The following is a 19,284-nucleotide window of genomic DNA, read 5'->3' as shown; positions in this document are numbered from 1 at the left end:
CCTCCTCTTTCTCCGTTAAAAAATCTACCAATTAAGTATAACGGAGGGGAGGTAATGAGTGAGCAAAAAGTGTTCAATTCTGCTGATCGGAAAGTCTCCACTTTAGTCTAGCAGTTACAAAGCCCTGTCATTAACTGGTACATCGCTTGTCACTCGGTGGTAAAATAGATGGCAATGGTGGTACATTTCATTGGCTGTAATCAATCTCGGTCCTATATTGTCCTCTATCATTAGATCAGTCCTTCTGAACGTTTGATTAGATTAAGAAAAGTTCCGTTCCTTAGATATAATTCGACACTAAAAAGAAAAATCCTATTATATTCGTTCTCAGTGATTAGTAATCCTCTGATTGACCTGAACCCCATAATGCCAGAAGATTTGTTCTCTATAACAAAAAACGGGAAAGCCTCAGCTCTCCCGCCTTCATCCTAACTACTTCCCCACACCAACACTCGATCGAACACTAACACAACCCCCCTCAGCAAACCAAAAAACACCTCTGCATCCACCATCCGGGTAAATCAGACTCGTAAGCGCACACTCTCCTCCATTCACGAACACCTCGACAGAAGAAGCATCCACAATCACCTGCAGCTCGACCCGATCCATATCTCCAACCGAAGCACTCTGCTCTGTATTGAAATGCTCGGAAAAAACCTGTATACCCTGACTGCCGACGATCCAGCACCATTCGCCCAGAGCGTCCATCAAACTGAAGCACCACAGATTGATCATCCTCATAGTGAAACACCAAGCCAAAACGCTCGGCACCTTTATTCTCTAAAGAAGCTCTCACCTGCAAATACTCCACAGCCTCAGGCAACGCCTGTTCCTCACTCCCAGCATCCACATGAAAAACAGCCGGCTCTCCCTGGACAAAATAAGCCTCCAACTCCTTAACAGGCCGCTGGACCAATCGATCCCCTTCCAGCTCAAGCGTACGCGGTAGCGTCATCTGACTTCGCCAACCATGCGTCGGGACCTGGTTCGCATACTGCCAGTTGCTCATCCATCCGATATAGATTCTTCTCCCATCCGACGCCGGCACATCGGAAAAGCTCACTCCGGCGTAATTATCCTTTCCGACATCCAGCCATCTTACGTCCTCATGCCCCGGCTCGAACGTCTTCCCGTCAAAAGTACCGACGAAGTACTGCGTCCTAGAACCGGCATCGAACCCGGGCTCGTCCCCGATACTTACGAGCATCACCCACCGGGACTCTCCCAGAGGAAACAAATCTGGACATTCCTAGACCCCCGTCATGGTTCCCAACGCCTTCTTAGAATTCACTTTCAAAGCGCCACTCTTTCATATCACTCGAAGAATAGATGGCAATCGTTTGACCTGACGCCAGCACCATCACCCATCTGGATGTATCTGCATGCCTGAACACTTTCGGATCCCGGAAATCCACTTTCGACTCATCTTCGAGTACCGGATTCCCTTCGTACTTCGTCCAGGTACGTCCCTTATCGTGACTGTTAGCAGTACTTTGGGATTGAACAATCGCTACTATCTTCCATATTATAGGTGGAGGTTACGATCGTAAATAAATATTTTCTTCGCTGCCTTCCCTACTATTAATGTAGAACCCAAATCTACTGCACCACCTACAACTCCACCAGCAACAGGTACAACTTTAACTAAATTAATAACTCCTTTTTCTCCGAATTTCGTTAAAAGTCTAAACCCGACCTTTTGGTTAATTTTAGTAATCATCGTTCCTGGTATTTTTTTAATAGCTGAGACTGCAACTTTTTTACTTAAATTTACACCTGTTTGTTTGAGTATATCAACAGCACTATTCCCCGTAAGAGAAACATAAACCAGTGTTCTAACCTGATCATCTTTGAGATCATACCCACCTATAACGGCTATCGCAGCAACCATTCGCATTTGCACGTAAATGACGGAACTAATATTAGCTGGAACAGCTACAGGTAATGTTATTAAGCCACCTAATCCTGTTAGAAAACCTGATGTGGCTGCCTTTGCATTTTGAGCTCTTATTAGAGAATCTACACTTTTTTGTACAGATGAATGTTTCCGTAAATAGTTTTCTGCTAACTCATATGCATCTAGAGTACCTGGTAATCCATTCATTGCTTTTTCGTATGACCAATCCAATAATTGCATTATTTTCCCTTGAGTGAGTTCATTATTCCCCATAGCTATTTCCTCCATTACCTCTCGGTTAGATCTATCTTAGGCATAGCATTAAGTACACAAAATGATTCCGTGGTAAAGCACCTGTCATTAACTGGCTTAACCTTTGGCACTTGGTGGTTAAAAATATGTCAGGGACGGTACATTTCAGTGAACGTAACCATCCACATCATGAGTAAGATTCCTTATACTCTTAGCTTATTATGAAACATCCAACCAGCGCACACTACCATCTTCCTTATCATACTCCGCAAACTCCACTCCGTCCGGAATCAGATGACCGTACCTTCTTATGTAATACTCACCAAGCGTCTCTTTCCTCCGCTCACTGTAGTCCCTTAAAATGAAGAACACTTTCCGATACTCCTCCGGCACGAGAAGGAAGTAATACATCGCCTCGTTCCATACCGTCATTTTCGCACTCGGTACGTTCCCACCCGACGTCCATTTATGGGATTTGCACTCGACGACCATCTTCTCACCATCCGAGGTGTTACCAAGATCGAAGACGTGTCCTTTCTTTCTACTACTCACTCCTAGTGGTAAGCTGACCTGTTTCTCCAAAGAAACCCCCTGCTGTACAAAATAGTTTTGTGCCAGACTCTCGAAATCTCTTCCTGCGTGAGTATTGCTTAGAGAGCCTTCCCTCTGGAAATTGATCATCCTCATCCTCTCCGTCATAAATCACGAATTTTTTCACATTCACTATACCACTCAAAATAATGCTTAGACCTACACAAAGTATAACTATTAGTAATAGCCTCGATCTACAAAAATTCGCGGACCTTCCTCTTACAATCGAGTGCCAGCCAGGCGTATTTATGGACAAATGCCCCCAATTAACGACCAATTCAGAAAAGTCACCTGCCTACGAGACAAATGCTTTCGTCTCATATACCTTCCTGCCGTCAATTTATATCTTTGTCCCGAACGTAATCTCCGTCAGCTTTTCATTCACTTCGAAGATCTTCGCATTAACGTCACGGATGCCAAACCCTTTCAGTCGCTTCGAATGCTTATCGAGGTACTTCTTCGCTGCGTCTTCCGAATCAAACGCATAGATTCCGCCGGCTTCCTTCGTTTCCGGATTCTCCGTCCATATTTTCCACTTAAACCCTTCTTCTTCATTGATACTCTCTGCAAGTTCTTTGAATTGGTCAGCCATCTCATCTCCGAAGGGACCGTCCATCGCAAAATCCATCTGCAAAATTGTAGTCATTACGCTTCCACCTTTCTTCAATAGCATATTCTGAGACTCTCAGTCATAACGTAGTCCCCTTAATCAACTTCCCAATGCACGAAAAGATTGATTCCTGCCAAACGTTTGATTGGATTAAAAAAACGCTCTGTTCCTTAGATATAATTCGACACGTTGAAGAAAAATCCTACTAGTTTCATGCCCCCTCCAAGGTCCGTCCGACTGGAACAAGTAAACACTTGCTCTAAGCCCTTCCACATGAAAATAATCCTATCACCGGATCAGCTACCTGATCTTTTAGAATAGATGAAGCCCTGACTGTCTTTTCATCGGCACTCTTCAGTCACTTGTTATTCACTTCACCCAATAATAATTCCTGTTACAACAAGGATGAATCCACTTTTTCTAACGTACAACTAACAGCTCTTTTTTTCTCAAATGAGAGGGGTACTAACGAGAATTTCATCAATAACGAATTGTTCTTTTCTACATTACAAAAATCTTGGCCGCCAACCCTGTGAGCCTAATTCTGGTCGAAGTGACAATCATCGTGTTCCCCTGACTCGATTAGCAGGATGGCACAAATGGCTGGTACCGAGTAGCTGTGACGATTATTCCGGATCAAATCAACTTTCTCTTAACGAAAGAAACTGTCCAGTCAAGTTCAGCCTATCTAACACTTCATTCTCCCTGGCTTGGCGGTAACAACGGGACAACTCCTATTCCTTTGTAAAAACCCTTCACAACAGTCAAAGAAAATAAGGACACCAACAATCTTTCAAGCTGAGTTTCTATGTTATCACTATGAAGGTAAATATCACCTACCACCAGAAATCTTTTCCCTTTCTCCCCTTCCATTAACTCAAATCCATAATGCTCAAGTGTTCTATAAATATCCGACCACAATTCTTTTGGCAGCCCCTTCGCATTGAACTTCAGCTCAAAGTAAGGAAGCAACCCCTCCTGATTCGTCATCAAATGTTTATGGAAACCATACTGAGTCTTCACCTGCTTTTTCCCCTTACCTACTCTCACTTCCATGAACCTGGATATACCGTCAGAAAAAGTGTTCGTATTGCCACGGTATCCGATGGAACCAAGATAGACTTCACACGGAATCGGCTCTTCCATACCTTTGACATCCAGACGATAAGGTACTTCCCAACCTTTCCAGGCACCTTTTGCTTTCTCTTTCCACCTCGGATCTTCATCCATTTTTCTGGAAACCCTTGCCTGTCCTTCAAAAAGGATAGAGTCACATTCCATACTCTTCAGCAAGTTCATGAACTGGTCTGCCACCACTCTGTTCTTCTCGCCGTCTTCACTTAACTCAGGACTGGCATCTCGTGGAGCGAAGAACTGATAAGACGTTACCGGCACGCCCAGTGGTGAAATCTCACCTAAGTACTCCCGGAACCCGATCGCCTTCGTTTCTTTCGCTTTCTCGTGCAACTTCCCTTGCACGAATATGGAATGATATAATGGTTCATCTTCTTGTTGCAGGTAGTGAAATATCTCTTCCAAGTCCACCTCTATATATTCTATCCCGCTGTTCCTGCATTCTGCCCTGGCTTCCGCCGAAATGGACTGACCAACCAGCATGGCACGTGGAGGGCTTACCAACTTTCTGCTAAGCCTCTTCTTATAATCTTTAATCTGATCCACGTTCTCCTTAATCACTTCGTCTTTCTTGATTTCAACCACCAAAACATTGTCTTCCCTATCTGCAAACGTCAAATCCGTTCTTCTGTTCTCCAGTTGAGCTTGTCGTTCCAGTAAGACAATGTCTTGTTCAATAAGCTCCGGATGTAACGTCAATATATCCTCGAGTTCTTTCTCAGAAATAACATGCATTCGCACTCCTCCTGTCCTTGTTATTTAAGAAACCGGAACACTAATTGTTAATATTATACATAATGCCACTGTCAGTACGTAGAACTATACCTCGATCCATAAGAATATAGAAACATGGACTATCCAAATTCTCTACTCAAAGCAGGACAAAACATTAAACTCTTCCGTCTCGAGAAAGGCCTGTCTCAGGAGAAGTTGGGACACGCCGCAGGTATTTCACGTTCTTACATGGGAGCTATTGAAAGAGGGGAAACGGGTGCTCATATATACGTCTATTACAAACTTGCCAAAGCGTTGGACATAAGTATCGAAACGATTACGAAAGGAACTTAAGATCTCTACCTACGAAAAATATCAGTTTCATACTTCCTCTGACGCTTCCCTCTTCCCCTCCTCTTGAATTCCCCATCCTATTGAAAAAGGTGATCCTCATGCTTACTAAAAGACAATACCTTCACTTCCCCATCGGCGACACCTACGTCGTCATCGAGATCCTCGGAGAAAACTACTTCTTCGCTCGCGCCACCTTCAGCTATATGCCATATCAGGTTGAAGGGGCGAACCTCAACAAAGTACTCAGCACAATTATACGACGCATCAGATCAGATAACCGGGATTTCTATACTAATTAAAGACTAAATATTCCGAATCTTTAATATGTGAAAAAAGTGTGGGATATGCTACGCACACATATCCCACTTATGAACTCTGAACAAAACTCACTTCTTGTCGTAATACTCCACATACCAATCCGTAAACTTCTGCAACCCTTCCTCAATCGAGGCACTTGGCTTATACCCGACAGCTTCATACAAACGATCCGTCGAGGCATACGTAGCCGGAACATCTCCAGGCTTGATCGGCTCATACTCTTTCTTGAACTCCACATCTTTCCCGAGAGAATTACTAAGAGCTCCTTCAAGCGCTCCAATGAAATCCATCAGCTTTTCCGGACTATTGTTCCCGATATTGAAAACCTCGTGAGGAACGTCTCCTTCAGGCTTTCTCGGAATCAACCGTTCAATCCCCTCAACGATATCATCAATATAAGTAAAATCACGGTACAAATCATTCTCAAAATCGCCATTATTGAAAATCTTGATTGATTCCTCATTAAAGTACTTATCAGTAAAACCGAAGTACGCCATATCCGGACGCCCCATAGGTCCATAAACAGTGAAGAACCGGAGACCTGTAGCTGGAATATCATATAAGTGGCTATACGTATGAGCCATCAGTTCATTGGACTTCTTCGTAGAAGCATACAAGGATACCGGATTATCGACGAAGTCCGTCTCTTCAAAAGGTACCTTCTTGTTCGCTCCATACACGGAACTGGAGGATGCATAAATCAAATGATCAACAGGGTGATGACGACATGCATCCAGAACGTTATGGAAACCTACGATATTACTCTGTATATAAGCATCCGGGTTCTCCAATGAATAGCGCACCCCTGCCTGCGCTGCCAGGTTCACAACAACACTCGGCTTGTACTCAGCAAATACTTCCATGAGCTTATCTTTATCAACGAGATCAGCTTCTACAAATCGAAAATTCTCGTTCCCCTCTACTTCTTTCAACCGGTCTCTCTTCAACTTAACATCATAATAATCATTGAGATTATCCAGCCCAATTACAGCCACATCACGTTCTAACAGAGACTTCGTCAAGTAGTGACCAATAAACCCTGCTGCGCCAGTTATTAAATAAACCTTATTACTGTTGGATTCCATGAACAGCACGCTCCTTTATCGCTTCGCGTTCTACAGAAGGACGTCCTACCGAATAGTACTCTACGCCCGCTTGTTTCATAGCGTCCACCTCGTGAATATTACGTCCATCATAAACGAGTGGGGTTCTCATCAATTTCTTATAATCATCCGGCTCAACGGCTTTGATCTCTCCCCACTCTGTAAAAATAAAGCAGACATTTGCATCTTCAAGGGCTTCTTCCGCATTCAAAGCATAAGTGATACTTCCTTTGCCTCGTTTCCCTTCCGGATGGATGTGAGAAAAGTTGTCTGTACCAACTGGGTCATACGCAAAAACATCTGCACCTTTTTCAAGTAACTGAGGTACGTTTTCTAAAGATGGAGCCTCCCGTAAATCATCAGTCCCTGGTTTGAAGGTAAGCCCCAACACAGCTACTTTAAGTCCGTCAAACGTAATCAACCGATCACCCGCTTTATCAAACAGCTTCGTCTTTTGACTCTTATTGATATCAATAGCGGCACGCACTGTCTTCAATTCATAATTATTTTGTTGAGCTATGTAATCAAGGGCTTTTGTATCTTTCGGAAAACACGACCCTCCGAAACCGATCCCCGCATTCAAAAACTTGCTTCCGATACGCTCGTCGTAACTCATACCTTCAGCTACATCCTGAATATCTGCTCCTACACGTTCACATAGGTTCGCAATATCATTCATATAAGAAATCTTCAAAGCAAGGAAATCGTTCGATGCATACTTGATCATCTCAGCTGAACGTCTGTTTACAGATACAACAGGCAATTTAAAAGGTTCATAGATTTCCTGAAGCATTTGTTCCGCCCACGTACTTTCCGTACCGATTATAATACGTTCTGCTTCCAGCGTATCCTTCACCGCAGATCCTTGAGCTAGAAATTCAGGATTCGATGCAACTTCTACCTGAACATCATTCACTAGAAAATCGTGAATGAACTGTTCCACTTTATCATTTGTACCTACTGGAACCGTGGATTTCACGACAACAAGTGTATCGCTCTCTACAGACTCGGCGATTTGTCTCGCTACGGTTGCTATGTACGAAAGATTCGCAGATCCATCCGGCTGCTCTGGGGTTCCTACACCTATAAATACAGCATCCGCACTTCTATAGGCATTCTCATAATCTGTCGTATATTCTATGCGATCGGCTTTGTAGTTTTTCTGCATCAGTTCTTCCAAGCCTGTTTCGAAAATTGGAGAACCCCCGGACCTCATCAATTCCACCTTATCTTCATCTATATCCACGCAAGTAACTTGGTGGCCCATTTCTGCGAAACAAACTCCGGCAACCAAACCTACGTATCCTGTACCTGCTACTGCTATGTTATACATAGTATCTCACCTTTCTCCTATTGTTTTCTACTAGCCAAAAACCAAGGGTTATGCAACTCTTCCTTGTTATACACAAGTGGCTTATCAGTATTCGCTATTTCTACAGAATCCCAGACGACTCAACAATCGCCTGACCAGCTGCTGTGTCCCATTCCATCGTCGGAGCATAACGCGGATAATAATCTGCAACCCCTTCAGCTACAAGACACAGTTTCAAAGAACTTCCGGCAGATACTGTCTCTACAGAGTCATAGGATTCTTGAAGCTCTGCAATAAAAGCTTGAGTCTCTTCCGACATGTGGGAACGACTTGCCACCACTCGTGCTGTATCGCCATCTATTGAAACAACAGGTAACGGCAACGCTGTAAGTCCCTCTGTCGTACCCACAACTGATGTAAGCTTGAACGCTCTTTTGTCTTCATCTGCGACATATAAATCCTGCAAAGCTGGAGCATATACTACACCAAATACGGGACTACCATCACGGATAAGTGCAATATTAACCGTGAATTCACCGTTTTTCTTCACGAACTCCTTCGTTCCATCCAAAGGATCTACGAGCCAGAATTCTTCCCACTCTTTCCTATCTTCAAAAGAGATTTTATTCCCTTCTTCACTAATAACAGGGAGGGAAGGATAGTGTTCCTCAAGTTTACTTACAATGATATCGTGGGCTTTCCGATCCGCACGTGTCAGCGGAGAATCATCTTCTTTCGTTTCTACGCCAAAGTCTTCCGTTTCGTAAATCTTCATAATTTCCTGTCCTGCTTCAAGAGCAGCGGCAATTGCTTGTTTCATTCTGAATTCCCCCTTAAGTGTATACCATAGCAATAACACTGACCGTCACAATCATCGTCATAAGCGTCAATGGGAACCCAACACGCAGATAATCGGAGAACTTATAGCCCCCCGGCCCATAGACAATCAAATTCGTTTGATACCCGATTGGAGATAGAAAACTTGCCGAGGCTGTGACAGCTACAAGAATAGCCATGCCTATAGTATCCATACCTGTATCCACCGCAATTTGATACGCGATCGGAAACATGATGACAGCGGCAACTTTATTCGTGATCATCTCAGTGAAAAAGTTTGTCAGCACATACACAACAATAAACAGAACAATCAACCCGAACGGTTCGAACATAGCAGCAAGCCAAAACAGGAAATCATCCGGGAGTATGAGTTGACGTCTTCCTCTTTAGACCGATGGGGAAGTCAGTATCATGATTCCGGTTCCTTCAAGGAAGAAGATAATTGTTCGCCGGAAGAGAAGGAATTGATCAAACTTCGTAAAGAGAATCAACGGCTCAACATGGAGAACGACATTTCAAAGCAAGCGGCGCTGATCATGGGACGAAAGTAGATGTAATCCGGAACAACCGTCACAGTTACTCGGTATCAGCAATGTGTGCCGTCCTGCAACTCCCGAAGAGTACGTATGATTATGAATCAAATGGAAATATATCTGTGCCATACTCAATTTATATAACCGGGAAATCATTGGCTACAGTGCAGGTGCTAAAAAAGATGCAGCCCTTGTCCAAAAGGCGTTCGCTTCCATCTAGGGCAACTTGAGGGACATTCAACTCTTTCATACCGACAGAGGGAACGAGTTTAAAAACCAGCTCATTGAAGAGCTGCTTGAAACCTTTGATATTGGTTGTTTCTTGAGCGAAAAAGGGCGCCCTTATGATAATGCCGTTGCCGAAGCTACATATAAGGTACTGAAAACAGAATTCATTTATGGTGAAACATTCGAGAAGCTTAAGGAGTTAGAGCTGGCCTTATTCAATTATGTCCACTGGTACAATAATATCCGCTTTCACGGGACAATAGACTACCTTACCCCAGCCGCTTATCGCCGGAAACACCTTAACGAAATGGTCTAGTTTTGTGTTGACGATCCAATACTATTTTTATAAGAGAGCATATTATTTTCAAAATTTGGCTCTGTTGTCGTTTATTGTTGATTTTCATCCCTTCCCCTTCGGGTGGAAGCTTGCCGCGGGCATGACGTAAACTTCCGGGATCTTCCGTTCACGCTTTTCCCGCAGGCGTCTCCACCCTTCATCTTTAAAATCAACAACCGGCTTTAACAGAGCCTATAATTTAAACTAAAACCACTTGGTTACTCTACTAACTTCTCTTCGAGGAGAGGCTGCTACTTTAAGTTGTTCTGGTATCTGGCCGACTGCTATCATCATAATAACTCTTTCATCTTCTGGGACGTCTCCCGCTCTCTTTAAAGTTTCCTCTTTCTTATTAGGCAAAGCTAAGTTAAGTGCGCATGTTCCTACACCAAGAGAATGTAAGGAGTATATCAATGACATGGCATACATTCCTCCATCAATGAAGTTTTGATTCCTTTCATTCACTCCAACAAAATGATCAATTTTAGTAGTAATTAATAATACTTTATCAGCAGAATCTCCAAACCCTTTATTACCGTTTTGAAAACTAAAAACTTTTCGCTTATAAAATTCATCATTATAAACATAAACTCGAGAAGATTGCCTGTTACAAACTGAAGGTGTTTTTTGGGCAATGTTGATAGCTCTATGAATAATATCATCTTCTACTTTTTCCCCAGTGAAATCTCTAATACTATGACGAGAGTAAGCAAGCCCTTCAAAATCAACAAGATAAGGGGTAATATCACTTTGTTTATTTAGAAATTTAGTGCCTCCTTCCTCACTTGGCCGACTAACCAGTTGCCTTTCTAAAACTGACACAGCTTTATTAATGGTTGTAACATCTACTCCATGTTCCTCATTAAATTCTACATATTGCTTCAAATTCTTCAGTGTAACTAATGCGGTGTCATCCCACCCATAATTCGAAATGTATTCTTTTAATAACTTCATTAATTTAAGGACAGCTTCATATCCAAAGCGTTTTTTAGGTTTACTTAGTGATAGCCCTTTTTCAATCTTATGGTAATAAAAGATCAATTCAGCTTCCGCCATAGATTGATTCATAAACTTCTTATTCTTTGAAAATTTTTTATATTTTTTTATATCTTGTAATGATTCATTATAAAACTTAGAACTTTGATATGTTTTGCTTAGAATTTTTTTGAATCTAGTCGGAAGCGCACTTTTAATAATTGTTTTCAATGTCCACACTCCTAATAAGTTAGCTTAAATACATATAAACTGGCATAATAAATAGAAATTTAATTATTCTTATCAAATCTATTTTTGATAGAAATAAACAAAGACTTTTCATACACATTCATTGAGAATTTCCATTGGATTAAACTATAAATTACTGTAAAGATAATACCGTTAATAATAATTTCAGCTATGAAATTGTTAAAATGAATGTTCAAACCTATTAAGAAGGATACTAGCATCGAACTCGTTGAAGAAACCATGAGTATAAATATATTTTTCCAATAACCAAATATATCCAAATTTAGTTTCTTGTAATAATAAATATTCATTACTAAAATGTTTACTATCAATAAAGAACCTGCAGTAGCAATGGCTGTTCCTATTCCTAAATACCTTTCAGCTAAAGGTACAGTTATTATTATGTTTACTACTCCCATAATAATCAAAGCAATTGATCTAAAAGCATGTAAATTGTAGGCTTGTAGTATAGAAATACCTACATTTTGAGTTAAAGGCACTATTAGTGCAATCATAAGTATAATGACTATATAATAAGCATCTCCATAGGAAGGACCAGCCCATATTTCTATGAAAGGTTTTCCTACTAATACAAAACCACCAAAAATATAGGAAAGGATTAAAAATTGTATTCTTCCAATTTTGATGAATAGCGAGCTTAATTCAGCAGAATTATCTTTACCATTTGTAGCAATTCGGGAAACCCTGGGTAAAAACAAACCACTCATCGCAGTTGAAAACATTAGATAAACCCTAATGAATTGCATTGCTATACCTAACACTGCTACAGGAATAGTCCCTGCAACAATCCCCAGAATGATTTGGTCAGTTTGCCAATAAATTTGATCCACTATAATATTCAAAAAAATAAACGAGGAATACACAAGAATTTCTTTCATTATAGAAAAATCTACTTTTCCAAGTTTCACTCTAACTTCCAAGTAAAAATGGGTGTAATACCAAAAATACACTAGGGTTAGTATATTGAGAACTGATGTAATTGCTATCATAGCAATTACTCCATATCCATTAAAAAGAAAGATTAATATTATCACGGGTCTTGAAACATTACTTATAATGGTTATGATTTTTTCAGTTGCAAATCTCTCGTAAGCTTTAACAATCGACCTAAATATTTGCATTGGTAAAGCAAATATAAATGTAATAGTAATAATTAGAATCATTATCTCTGCTTTTTCGATTTGGTTATTTGTTAAAGATCCACCAAAAATACTGGTCGCATTGCTATAAATAACAAAACCAACTACTAATACAAAAACTGAGGCAAGACTATAGAGTAATAAAAAATTACCACTCAACATTGCTTCAGATTTCTTGTCACCTATTGCTCTGTTTCTGGAAATGTAGCGAATAACTGCGTTCCCTAATCCTAAATCCATCTTAGAGAAATAAACAATCACTGATCCTATCAACACAAACAAACCATATTCTTCTTGGCCCAACAACCGAATCATTACTGGAGTGTAAGCAATCGTAACAACTAAAGATACAGCTATTGAGAGATAGGACAATATTGCACCTTTTTTTACTTGGGTCATGAAAAAGCCTCTTTCTGACTATGTAATATAGCTCACTTTTGAAAATTTATAATTAAAAAATCAAAATGTTTCCTATTTTCAAAAGACTACCTATAATTCCCTTATTTTTTTACTTGGAATTTGAGCTTTGCACTTTAGAACACAATTGTCATTTGAAAATTAGTTTTAAATGTCCAATGCTTTCTCTAAATAATCCAGTGATTTATTCTTTTCACTTTCTAACTGGCTTTTCGCGTAGCTAAAATTAATATTCAATACTTCATCAAAATTATTAATGTTTTCAATATTCCTACTCTCTAACTCAGTCACTCGAAGTAAGGTGTCAATTCTAGAACGCATAGAACCATGCTTATTTTCTCTTTCGAAAACTATAAATGGTGTTTCAAACAATATGGAAAACACAGTTCCGTGAAAAGAATCAGTTAGAAGTAATGAAGCATCTTTAATTAAATCAACAAAACCACTAGGATCTGTATCATAAAAGTCTTTATCACTTTTTTTAGCTAGTTCTATTACTTTAAGATTATATTTTTGAGACATCTTCTCAATATACATTTGTTTTTCTTCTGAAATAGAGCCTAAAAAATATGTTACCAAGTAATCCCTAACTGGCTTGTTCTTAGGAGCTATAGCTATGGTTTCCCATTCTTCTCTATTAAGAAGTAAAGTAGGATCCAAAACTATCGGTACATCATTTCCTGTAAGTTCTTTAATTATTTTCGCTCCTTCTTCTTCTCTTATAGATATATTCTTGAAAAAAGGCAGGTAAGTTTGCACCACTGTTTTATAATCATCTGGGAGTTCAGAAATACCAAAACTTGCAGCATAAGCTATTCTCTTTTGAGGAGGAGCGAAAGATAAATGATACAGGTTTGAACTATTAGTATAAAAAGGGTTCCATACTTGATCACTACCTACAATAAAATAATCAAAAGTATCAGCAACTCTTTTTGGAAGATCATTACTTTTGTTAAAGTGTTTTTTTTCATTTAAATGGTGAATGGAAAATTTCTTGAAGTTTTTATACTTTCTTCTACCAGTAAAGTTACCTTCTTTTTTAAACAAGAATAAAACTATATTTTTTTTAATTAATAACTTTAATTTTTGTTTAATAGAAATTTTTTGAAGTTGTTCAGGGTTTATCCATAAAGTCTCTACGTAATAACCTTTTTTGTTCAGAATTTGTTCCAAAGCGTAATTTTGTAGTCTATTTCCATAATTGAAATATCCACTCAAAGTTACTATACCTATTTTTTTCATATATTAGCCCCCTCTTTAAACTAACATTTTTTTAGAATTCTTTCGTTCGACCCGATCATGGTAGACGCCGGAAATGTTCCTTTTGTACTTGTAGGTCACTGCTCTAATGGAAAATAATGAGCGGCTTCTCCGTGCTTCTATTGTTCAAAAATATGTTCAACGAAGTGTTCCTCTCTTCATAAACAACTTCCTGAAATGCTGGGGATTTATGTGGGGGAAGACCTTAATTCGAGGTCATTGCAATGAAACTCTCCATCCTACTAGGGAGGCTTTATATATATATTTAGCCTTCTCCTCCGATTTACCCGTACATTTCTCCATTGCAGGAATAATCTTTTTTTATTTCTTTAATTTCCATTTGGCCCTTTTTTTCTCCACAATGAAATGTGTTGATTTCTCCCTCTAAAGTATGATTCATTGATATTCCTAAGTTAAAGAACGGCACTCACTCCGAATCCCGAGGTTTAAATGATACATATTTGGTCATCTAAAACTGCGCTGTTTCATCATTTTGAACAGATTATTCATACCTTCGAGCTTTGCTTTCGTCAACTTGTATGTGAAATGGTACAGGACTTCCCATTTCCATTTCAAAATGGTCTTCGATGAGGAAGATTCTGCTTTTTTCAATGTCAAGCACACTTGATTAGGGAGAGCCAAATAAACTTATCTTTACCTGATTTTATTGCATCCAATTTTGAAGGAGAAAAAGGCTTTTTCACTGCATTATCCTCGTAATTCAAATAATAACAGTAATAACCACTAATAGCACCCTTCCTGATGCATTTATAAGATGCTTTCACACTAATAATATAATCTATACTGTAAGATAAGTCAGGAGGTACCGTCAATAAGTTTTTGTAAATAGTTAAGGCGACCCTCGGAGGAACTTTTCTCCTCCATGCGGTTTTAATTTTTGAGACCCGCATCGCTCTTCAAACGTGGTGCTCAAGCCAGGAGATGCTTCCTTGAATTCAAGAAGTCTGCGTGTAAACATGTGGTATTGTATTCTTCAGAGGCCATAAAGATGCTTAATTTTAAAAGTTCTCTGTCAAATGTGATGGTGGGGTGATCATCCCACCACACTCTTCATTTCCTACTGCCATACTGTCTTCTACATCAAACATTCAAAGCTTTTAATTCAGTAAGAGACACCTTTTAATACTTTGAGCATGTTGTTGACGCCTTCGATATAGCCGTTGTGAAGGAAAAATGAAGGACTGGGAAACTTCCTGTCTCCAGTTCTACAAGGTTCTCCACACACGTTGAAAAGCTTCAATGCCTGATGCTTACAATTCTTATTCAAGTTAGTTATCCAGGGTTTGCGTTAGCTATATAATGATCACTCTCCTTGAACCACTGTTTCATCAGCGTCTTCTACCAATACGTTATCTGAGACGCTGGAGTGTGATCCCTGCCCACTGTGCTGCCGTTTGAAAGGATCTGGTGGCCGCGTGATCATCACTTTTCTTTCCAGGGACATAGTACACCGTTGGTAGCGATTAACCATGTGAAGTCGTTCGCAAAAGGGCTTTTCACATTCCTTAAATCGATACCTTTGCTTTCTCGAAGAAATATTCACCTTCAGATGCGACGCGGTAGGGTCCCGAATATGCTGGTTCCGGTCGCTATGTACTTGTGTAGTCCTCCCACGGAAGGGCGGACAGCTGTGTTCGTTTTTCGTTATAAAGCTCCACAAGTAGGCTTCTGCGACTGAAGTAATCTCCTAGACCTTGACGATTCTAACTTCCCCCCTTGAAAATTCTATGATAAGATAATCGATTACCCACTTTCTCTCCTTTGTCTATTTGTGTTGTGAATCTAGGGTACCAAAAGAAAGAGGGGTGCATTCTTAATATCTTCACACGCACGGACAGTTAAGGAAGGAGCGCCACATTCATTATAGTCCCTATTTTATTTGACCTTTAAATATAAAAAATGAACCAATTTAAAGCTTAAAATATAAGTTTTAATCATTGCCTTTTTATTATACTTAGTAGTTTTATATCTATAAAGAAGATTTCTAGCCTCTTTATTTTTATTCACAGAAATCAAATATCTAGCTTTCAGTATCAATCTACTTATCATATATTCTTCAAAAAAGATTGAATTATTACCATTCTCCTTTTCTTTTAAAAGAATCTGCTCTACATAGCTCATAAAACTTTTATTGTACTCTAATTGCTTTAGGGTTGCCATATTTTCTGCATCTTTATGGTATTTAGCAAGTAATTTATTTGAAAAAACTATATTATAATTCAAAGCTATTTTACACCACATATCTAAATCCTCACCTCTAGTTATACCCAAAGGAAACCCCCCCAATTTATTGAAAACTTCCTTAGGTATCACTACTGATGAAGCAGAAATCAGTGGTGCTTTAATTGACTCTTTAAAATAACTACCTACTATACCTTCCCAGCCCGAGCGAAAACTATTATTCTTAGTAGAAGGTACAGACCTTCCATCCCCTTTGATCACCTCATAGGAAGTAGCATAGGCCCCATTCATAGGGAAAAGATTAATTAATCTGTTTATCGTCTCTAAAAATTCTGGTTTCCATTCATCGTCTGCATCTAAAAAGGCAATGAAATCAAAATTCGCCTTACTAACTCCCTTGTTTCGAGCTACAGACACACCCGCATTCTTCTGTTGAATTACCTGGAGTTTACAATTTTTAATGCTACTAATTTCTTCAACGCTTGAATCAATTGAACCATCATCTACCACAATGATTTCAAAATCACTATGTGTTTGTTTTAATACAGAATCAACAGCTCTTTTAATATGTTTCTCTTTGTTATATAACGGGATAACCACCGTGAATTGCATTGTATCACCAATTTCCCAATAATATTTACTTTATATAATTTATCTTTATTTAAATCTTCAGTTAAACCTTTAAATGTAGTCTGAATTCTTCCTTATTTTATTTCTTTAAGTAATAATTCCCTATGAGCTCGTACCCAATAGTATTTTCTATTGCTAATAATAGTTTCTATATTGTATTTTCTTATTTTTTGACAACATTCCATATAATATGTTTTTCTAACAAATCGTTACACCATTTAGCAACCTCAGGAAACTTCTCTAATGGATTGGCACACAAAACTAGACTATTTTATTAAGGTGTTTTGGGCATTAAGCTGCCGGTATAAGATAGCTTACCGCCCCATGGATGCATATGTTATTGTGCCAATGGATATTTTATTCGAATAAAGCTTGTTCCTGTTCTTGAAGCGTCTCAAATGTTTCCACATAGATGAATTCTGTTTCAACACTTTATATGCAGCTTCCGTAACGGCATTATTATAAGGCCATACTTTTCTACTCAAGGAACAATCGATGTCAAATTTACAAGTATATCATCGATGGCTTGGCTTTTAAACTTGTTGCCTTTGTTGGTATGAAAGAGTTAAACGTCCCTCAGGTTACTTTGGATCGAAGCAAATGCCTGTTAGACAAGGGCTGAATTCTTTTTGGCACCTGCCCTGTAGCCGATGATTTAGCGGTTATTAGGTTATTAATATCGAGACTCGTACAGATATAGTACTATGTCGTCTCTACGTGCACCTGTGTAAAAACGCTAACGATGATGTTGCGGACCTAATCCTAGTCGAAATGAGAATCCACCTGTTCCTCTGATTCGACTCGTTGCGCGTGCTTTTACCGGTTTGAACTGAACCGCGGTATACTTAGAAACCAACACCTGTTCATTCATGATTTGACCAATGCAGTGGCGGGACTCCTTACGTCCTTCTGTTTGAAGCTTATGCTTGGTTTCCCGGGTTCCAAAGTGCTTTCTACTTCGGTAAAAAATTTCTGCACTCTGGACTGTCAGTCCATCTACTTCGGACGTGTCTTTGATTTTGGACTCATAATAATACGTACTTTTCGGGAGTTTTAGAACGGCACCCATTGCTAATACCGAGTAGTTATCAAAGTTTGTGCCGAATCACATCTACGTTCGTCCCATAATCAGCGCATCTTGCTTTAAAATATCGTTTTCCATGTTGAGAGGTTGATCCTCTTTACGTACTTGTTTTGTTTGGCAACTGTAACCAACTACCTAATAAATAATCATATGATTCTGGAGAAAATCTTCCATATCCAGACTCATGATAAAAAGTCATCTCGCCAAAATAAATTTGATTTTTAATCGAATATAAATCCACCCTTACGTGTGGGTAATCTTTTGATAATACTTTGGCTAAATCAAGCATTTCTTTTAATTTTTCAGGCTTTTTTATAAAGGTCTTACTATCTGTTGGATATTGAATTGATGCTTCTATATAATTCCAATCAGTATCATATAAATTGCGCTTATGCCCTCGAAAACGATCATAATTTACTTGAATTAACTTAGGTTCTCCATTGAAACAAAATATTTTGTAGTCTTTTAATTCCTCACATGATTCATCTACCATATATTTTTCACATATAATCCGGGGTTGTACATTTTTATAGGGCCATTCTCTCCATGAATTATAAAAATTTCTTTTTAAAGAATTATTTATTTTTTCTCTAGCATCTATAATATTAAATTGGTTTTTATCCTTACATATTACTACTCCCCCAGAATCATGAGTGCATTTCAAAACAAATTGATTGGGTAATTCTTTAAAGTCAATTTCCTCAAAGGTATGATACAGCCCTATTAAAGGAATTAAATATTTTTCTCCAATTTTATCAGCGATATATTTTCTAACTTCGAATTTATCTACCAAGTCTGTATATTCTACATTTCTATTATAGAGTTTTAACCATTGCAATTTTTCACTATAAGAAGTAGGATTATCAAGATTTAATCTCCTGCCCATTCTAATATAATAAGATAATTTGATAAATGCCTTGTCTGGAATCCATTTAAAGCACCCTCTTCTACCCATATTTATATAAATTCTTTTTGGTTCTTTCATTAAAGAGATTATTTTTTTCAAAGAGATTATTTTTTTCATAATTTCAATATCCTTTCCAATCCAACTATAAATTTGAGTTAACAATATTTAAAATGGTTATAA

Annotated in this window: 19 protein-coding genes and 2 pseudogenes; 3 read left to right on the top strand and 18 right to left on the bottom strand. The window is 38.9% G+C overall.

The features are described 5' to 3' along the window. Positions 1-432: 432 nt before the first annotated feature. From BW931_RS13530 to BW931_RS09320, 7 genes and pseudogenes are all read right to left on the bottom strand, one after another. Positions 433-708: a glycoside hydrolase family 32 C-terminal domain-containing protein gene (locus BW931_RS13530; RefSeq protein ID WP_159435686.1), complete on the bottom strand. Its 276-nt coding sequence runs from the start codon at positions 706-708 to the stop codon at positions 433-435. Between the two features lie 10 nt (positions 709-718). Further along, positions 719-1,207: pseudogene (locus BW931_RS13870) on the bottom strand (glycoside hydrolase family 32 protein); the annotation flags it as partial. 73 nt (positions 1,208-1,280) lie between these two features. Then, positions 1,281-1,508: a glycoside hydrolase family protein gene (locus BW931_RS13785; RefSeq protein WP_268794168.1), complete on the bottom strand. Its 228-nt coding sequence runs from the start codon at positions 1,506-1,508 to the stop codon at positions 1,281-1,283. Positions 1,509-1,525: 17 nt separating this feature from the next. After that, a complete protein-coding gene (locus BW931_RS09335) occupies positions 1,526-2,170 on the bottom strand; it encodes an EcsC family protein (protein ID WP_076571791.1) in 645 nt (214 codons plus the stop codon). A 198-nt stretch (positions 2,171-2,368) separates the two neighbouring features. After that, positions 2,369-2,830, bottom strand: a complete 462-nt coding sequence (locus BW931_RS09330) for a hypothetical protein (RefSeq protein ID WP_200802042.1) — start codon at positions 2,828-2,830, stop codon at positions 2,369-2,371. Positions 2,831-3,080: 250 nt separating this feature from the next. Next, positions 3,081-3,386, bottom strand: a complete 306-nt coding sequence (locus tag BW931_RS09325) for a monooxygenase (RefSeq protein WP_076571787.1) — start codon at positions 3,384-3,386, stop codon at positions 3,081-3,083. 660 nt (positions 3,387-4,046) lie between these two features. Beyond that, positions 4,047-5,219 carry an endonuclease NucS domain-containing protein gene (locus BW931_RS09320; RefSeq protein ID WP_076571785.1) on the bottom strand — a complete coding sequence of 391 codons (1,173 nt, stop codon included), beginning with the start codon at positions 5,217-5,219 and terminating at the stop codon, positions 4,047-4,049. Positions 5,220-5,333: 114 nt separating this feature from the next. Here BW931_RS09320 and BW931_RS09315 point away from each other — a divergent pair, with 114 nt between their 5' ends. Beyond that, complete coding sequence (locus tag BW931_RS09315; protein ID WP_076571782.1) at positions 5,334-5,552, top strand: helix-turn-helix transcriptional regulator; 219 nt, start codon at positions 5,334-5,336, stop codon at positions 5,550-5,552. A gap of 386 nt (positions 5,553-5,938) precedes the next feature. On the opposite strand, the gene BW931_RS09305 is transcribed toward BW931_RS09315, so the two are convergent. The 4 genes from BW931_RS09305 to BW931_RS09290 form a co-directional block, all read right to left on the bottom strand. Beyond that, positions 5,939-6,955 (bottom strand): NAD-dependent epimerase/dehydratase family protein, encoded by a 1,017-nt coding sequence (locus tag BW931_RS09305; RefSeq protein WP_076571778.1) that lies wholly within the window; start codon positions 6,953-6,955, stop codon positions 5,939-5,941. Continuing rightward, a complete protein-coding gene (locus BW931_RS09300) occupies positions 6,939-8,306 on the bottom strand; it encodes a UDP-glucose dehydrogenase family protein (protein ID WP_076571776.1) in 1,368 nt (455 codons plus the stop codon). Before BW931_RS09300 ends, BW931_RS09305 begins: the two co-directional genes overlap by 17 nt. A gap of 100 nt (positions 8,307-8,406) precedes the next feature. Beyond that, entirely contained in the window at positions 8,407-9,105 is a 699-nt protein-coding gene (gene cysQ, locus BW931_RS09295) for a 3'(2'),5'-bisphosphate nucleotidase CysQ (RefSeq protein WP_327288564.1), read from the bottom strand. Between the two features lie 13 nt (positions 9,106-9,118). Further along, positions 9,119-9,454 carry an SLC13 family permease gene (locus BW931_RS09290; RefSeq protein WP_143541871.1) on the bottom strand — a complete coding sequence of 112 codons (336 nt, stop codon included), beginning with the start codon at positions 9,452-9,454 and terminating at the stop codon, positions 9,119-9,121. Between the two features lie 84 nt (positions 9,455-9,538). On the opposite strand from BW931_RS09290, the pseudogene BW931_RS13865 reads away from it, so the two are divergent. Beyond that, positions 9,539-9,720 (top strand): annotated as a pseudogene (locus BW931_RS13865) (IS3-like element IS655 family transposase); the annotation flags it as partial. Positions 9,721-9,881: 161 nt separating this feature from the next. Continuing rightward, complete coding sequence (locus BW931_RS13860) at positions 9,882-10,199, top strand: IS3 family transposase (protein ID WP_143541870.1); 318 nt, start codon at positions 9,882-9,884, stop codon at positions 10,197-10,199. Positions 10,200-10,424: 225 nt separating this feature from the next. Here BW931_RS13860 and BW931_RS09275 read toward each other — a convergent pair whose 3' ends face one another. From BW931_RS09275 to BW931_RS09245, 7 genes are all read right to left on the bottom strand, one after another. Beyond that, a complete protein-coding gene (locus tag BW931_RS09275) occupies positions 10,425-11,426 on the bottom strand; it encodes a nitroreductase family protein (protein WP_200802041.1) in 1,002 nt (333 codons plus the stop codon). A 59-nt stretch (positions 11,427-11,485) separates the two neighbouring features. Continuing rightward, a complete protein-coding gene (locus BW931_RS09270; protein ID WP_076571772.1) occupies positions 11,486-13,003 on the bottom strand; it encodes an oligosaccharide flippase family protein in 1,518 nt (505 codons plus the stop codon). A gap of 165 nt (positions 13,004-13,168) precedes the next feature. Further along, on the bottom strand, positions 13,169-14,263 hold the full coding sequence (locus tag BW931_RS09265; protein ID WP_076571770.1) for a polysaccharide pyruvyl transferase family protein: 1,095 nt from the start codon (positions 14,261-14,263) through the stop codon (positions 13,169-13,171). A 483-nt stretch (positions 14,264-14,746) separates the two neighbouring features. Beyond that, positions 14,747-14,905: a transposase gene (locus BW931_RS13855; RefSeq protein WP_407690201.1), complete on the bottom strand. Its 159-nt coding sequence runs from the start codon at positions 14,903-14,905 to the stop codon at positions 14,747-14,749. Positions 14,906-15,605: 700 nt separating this feature from the next. After that, positions 15,606-15,962: a transposase family protein gene (locus tag BW931_RS13850; RefSeq protein WP_407690200.1), complete on the bottom strand. Its 357-nt coding sequence runs from the start codon at positions 15,960-15,962 to the stop codon at positions 15,606-15,608. A 215-nt stretch (positions 15,963-16,177) separates the two neighbouring features. Next, positions 16,178-17,083, bottom strand: a complete 906-nt coding sequence (locus tag BW931_RS09250) for a glycosyltransferase family 2 protein (protein ID WP_159435682.1) — start codon at positions 17,081-17,083, stop codon at positions 16,178-16,180. 1,211 nt (positions 17,084-18,294) lie between these two features. Continuing rightward, the gene (locus BW931_RS09245) at positions 18,295-19,221 is read right to left on the bottom strand and encodes an ATP-grasp fold amidoligase family protein (protein WP_076571761.1); all 927 of its coding nucleotides are present in this window, start codon (positions 19,219-19,221) and stop codon (positions 18,295-18,297) included. Positions 19,222-19,284 lie beyond the last annotated feature (63 nt).

This window comes from Salimicrobium salexigens, assembly GCF_900156705.1.
GTDB classification, from domain to species: Bacteria; Bacillota; Bacilli; order Bacillales; family Halobacillaceae; genus Salimicrobium; species Salimicrobium album.
The sequence above is the reverse complement of the archived record's forward strand: the minus strand, read 5'-3'. Positions and strand labels throughout refer to the sequence as shown.

What these genes read in the sequence shown, in the direction of transcription:
- BW931_RS13530 (WP_159435686.1), bottom strand. Translation starts at nt 708, where the DNA reads ATGGACGCTCTGGGCGAATGGTGCTGGATCGTCGGCAGTCAGGGTATA.
- BW931_RS09335 (WP_076571791.1), bottom strand. Translation starts at nt 2,170, where the DNA reads ATGGGGAATAATGAACTCACTCAAGGGAAAATAATGCAATTATTGGAT.
- BW931_RS09330 (WP_200802042.1), bottom strand. Translation starts at nt 2,830, where the DNA reads ATGATCAATTTCCAGAGGGAAGGCTCTCTAAGCAATACTCACGCAGGA.
- BW931_RS09325 (WP_076571787.1), bottom strand. Translation starts at nt 3,386, where the DNA reads ATGACTACAATTTTGCAGATGGATTTTGCGATGGACGGTCCCTTCGGA.
- BW931_RS09320 (WP_076571785.1), bottom strand. Translation starts at nt 5,219, where the DNA reads ATGCATGTTATTTCTGAGAAAGAACTCGAGGATATATTGACGTTACAT.
- BW931_RS09315 (WP_076571782.1), top strand. Translation starts at nt 5,334, where the DNA reads ATGGACTATCCAAATTCTCTACTCAAAGCAGGACAAAACATTAAACTC.
- BW931_RS09305 (WP_076571778.1), bottom strand. Translation starts at nt 6,955, where the DNA reads ATGGAATCCAACAGTAATAAGGTTTATTTAATAACTGGCGCAGCAGGG.
- BW931_RS09300 (WP_076571776.1), bottom strand. Translation starts at nt 8,306, where the DNA reads ATGTATAACATAGCAGTAGCAGGTACAGGATACGTAGGTTTGGTTGCC.
- cysQ (WP_327288564.1), bottom strand. Translation starts at nt 9,105, where the DNA reads ATGAAACAAGCAATTGCCGCTGCTCTTGAAGCAGGACAGGAAATTATG.
- BW931_RS09290 (WP_143541871.1), bottom strand. Translation starts at nt 9,454, where the DNA reads ATGTTCGAACCGTTCGGGTTGATTGTTCTGTTTATTGTTGTGTATGTG.
- BW931_RS09270 (WP_076571772.1), bottom strand. Translation starts at nt 13,003, where the DNA reads ATGACCCAAGTAAAAAAAGGTGCAATATTGTCCTATCTCTCAATAGCT.
- BW931_RS09265 (WP_076571770.1), bottom strand. Translation starts at nt 14,263, where the DNA reads ATGAAAAAAATAGGTATAGTAACTTTGAGTGGATATTTCAATTATGGA.
- BW931_RS09245 (WP_076571761.1), bottom strand. Translation starts at nt 19,221, where the DNA reads ATGAAAAAAATAATCTCTTTGAAAAAAATAATCTCTTTAATGAAAGAA.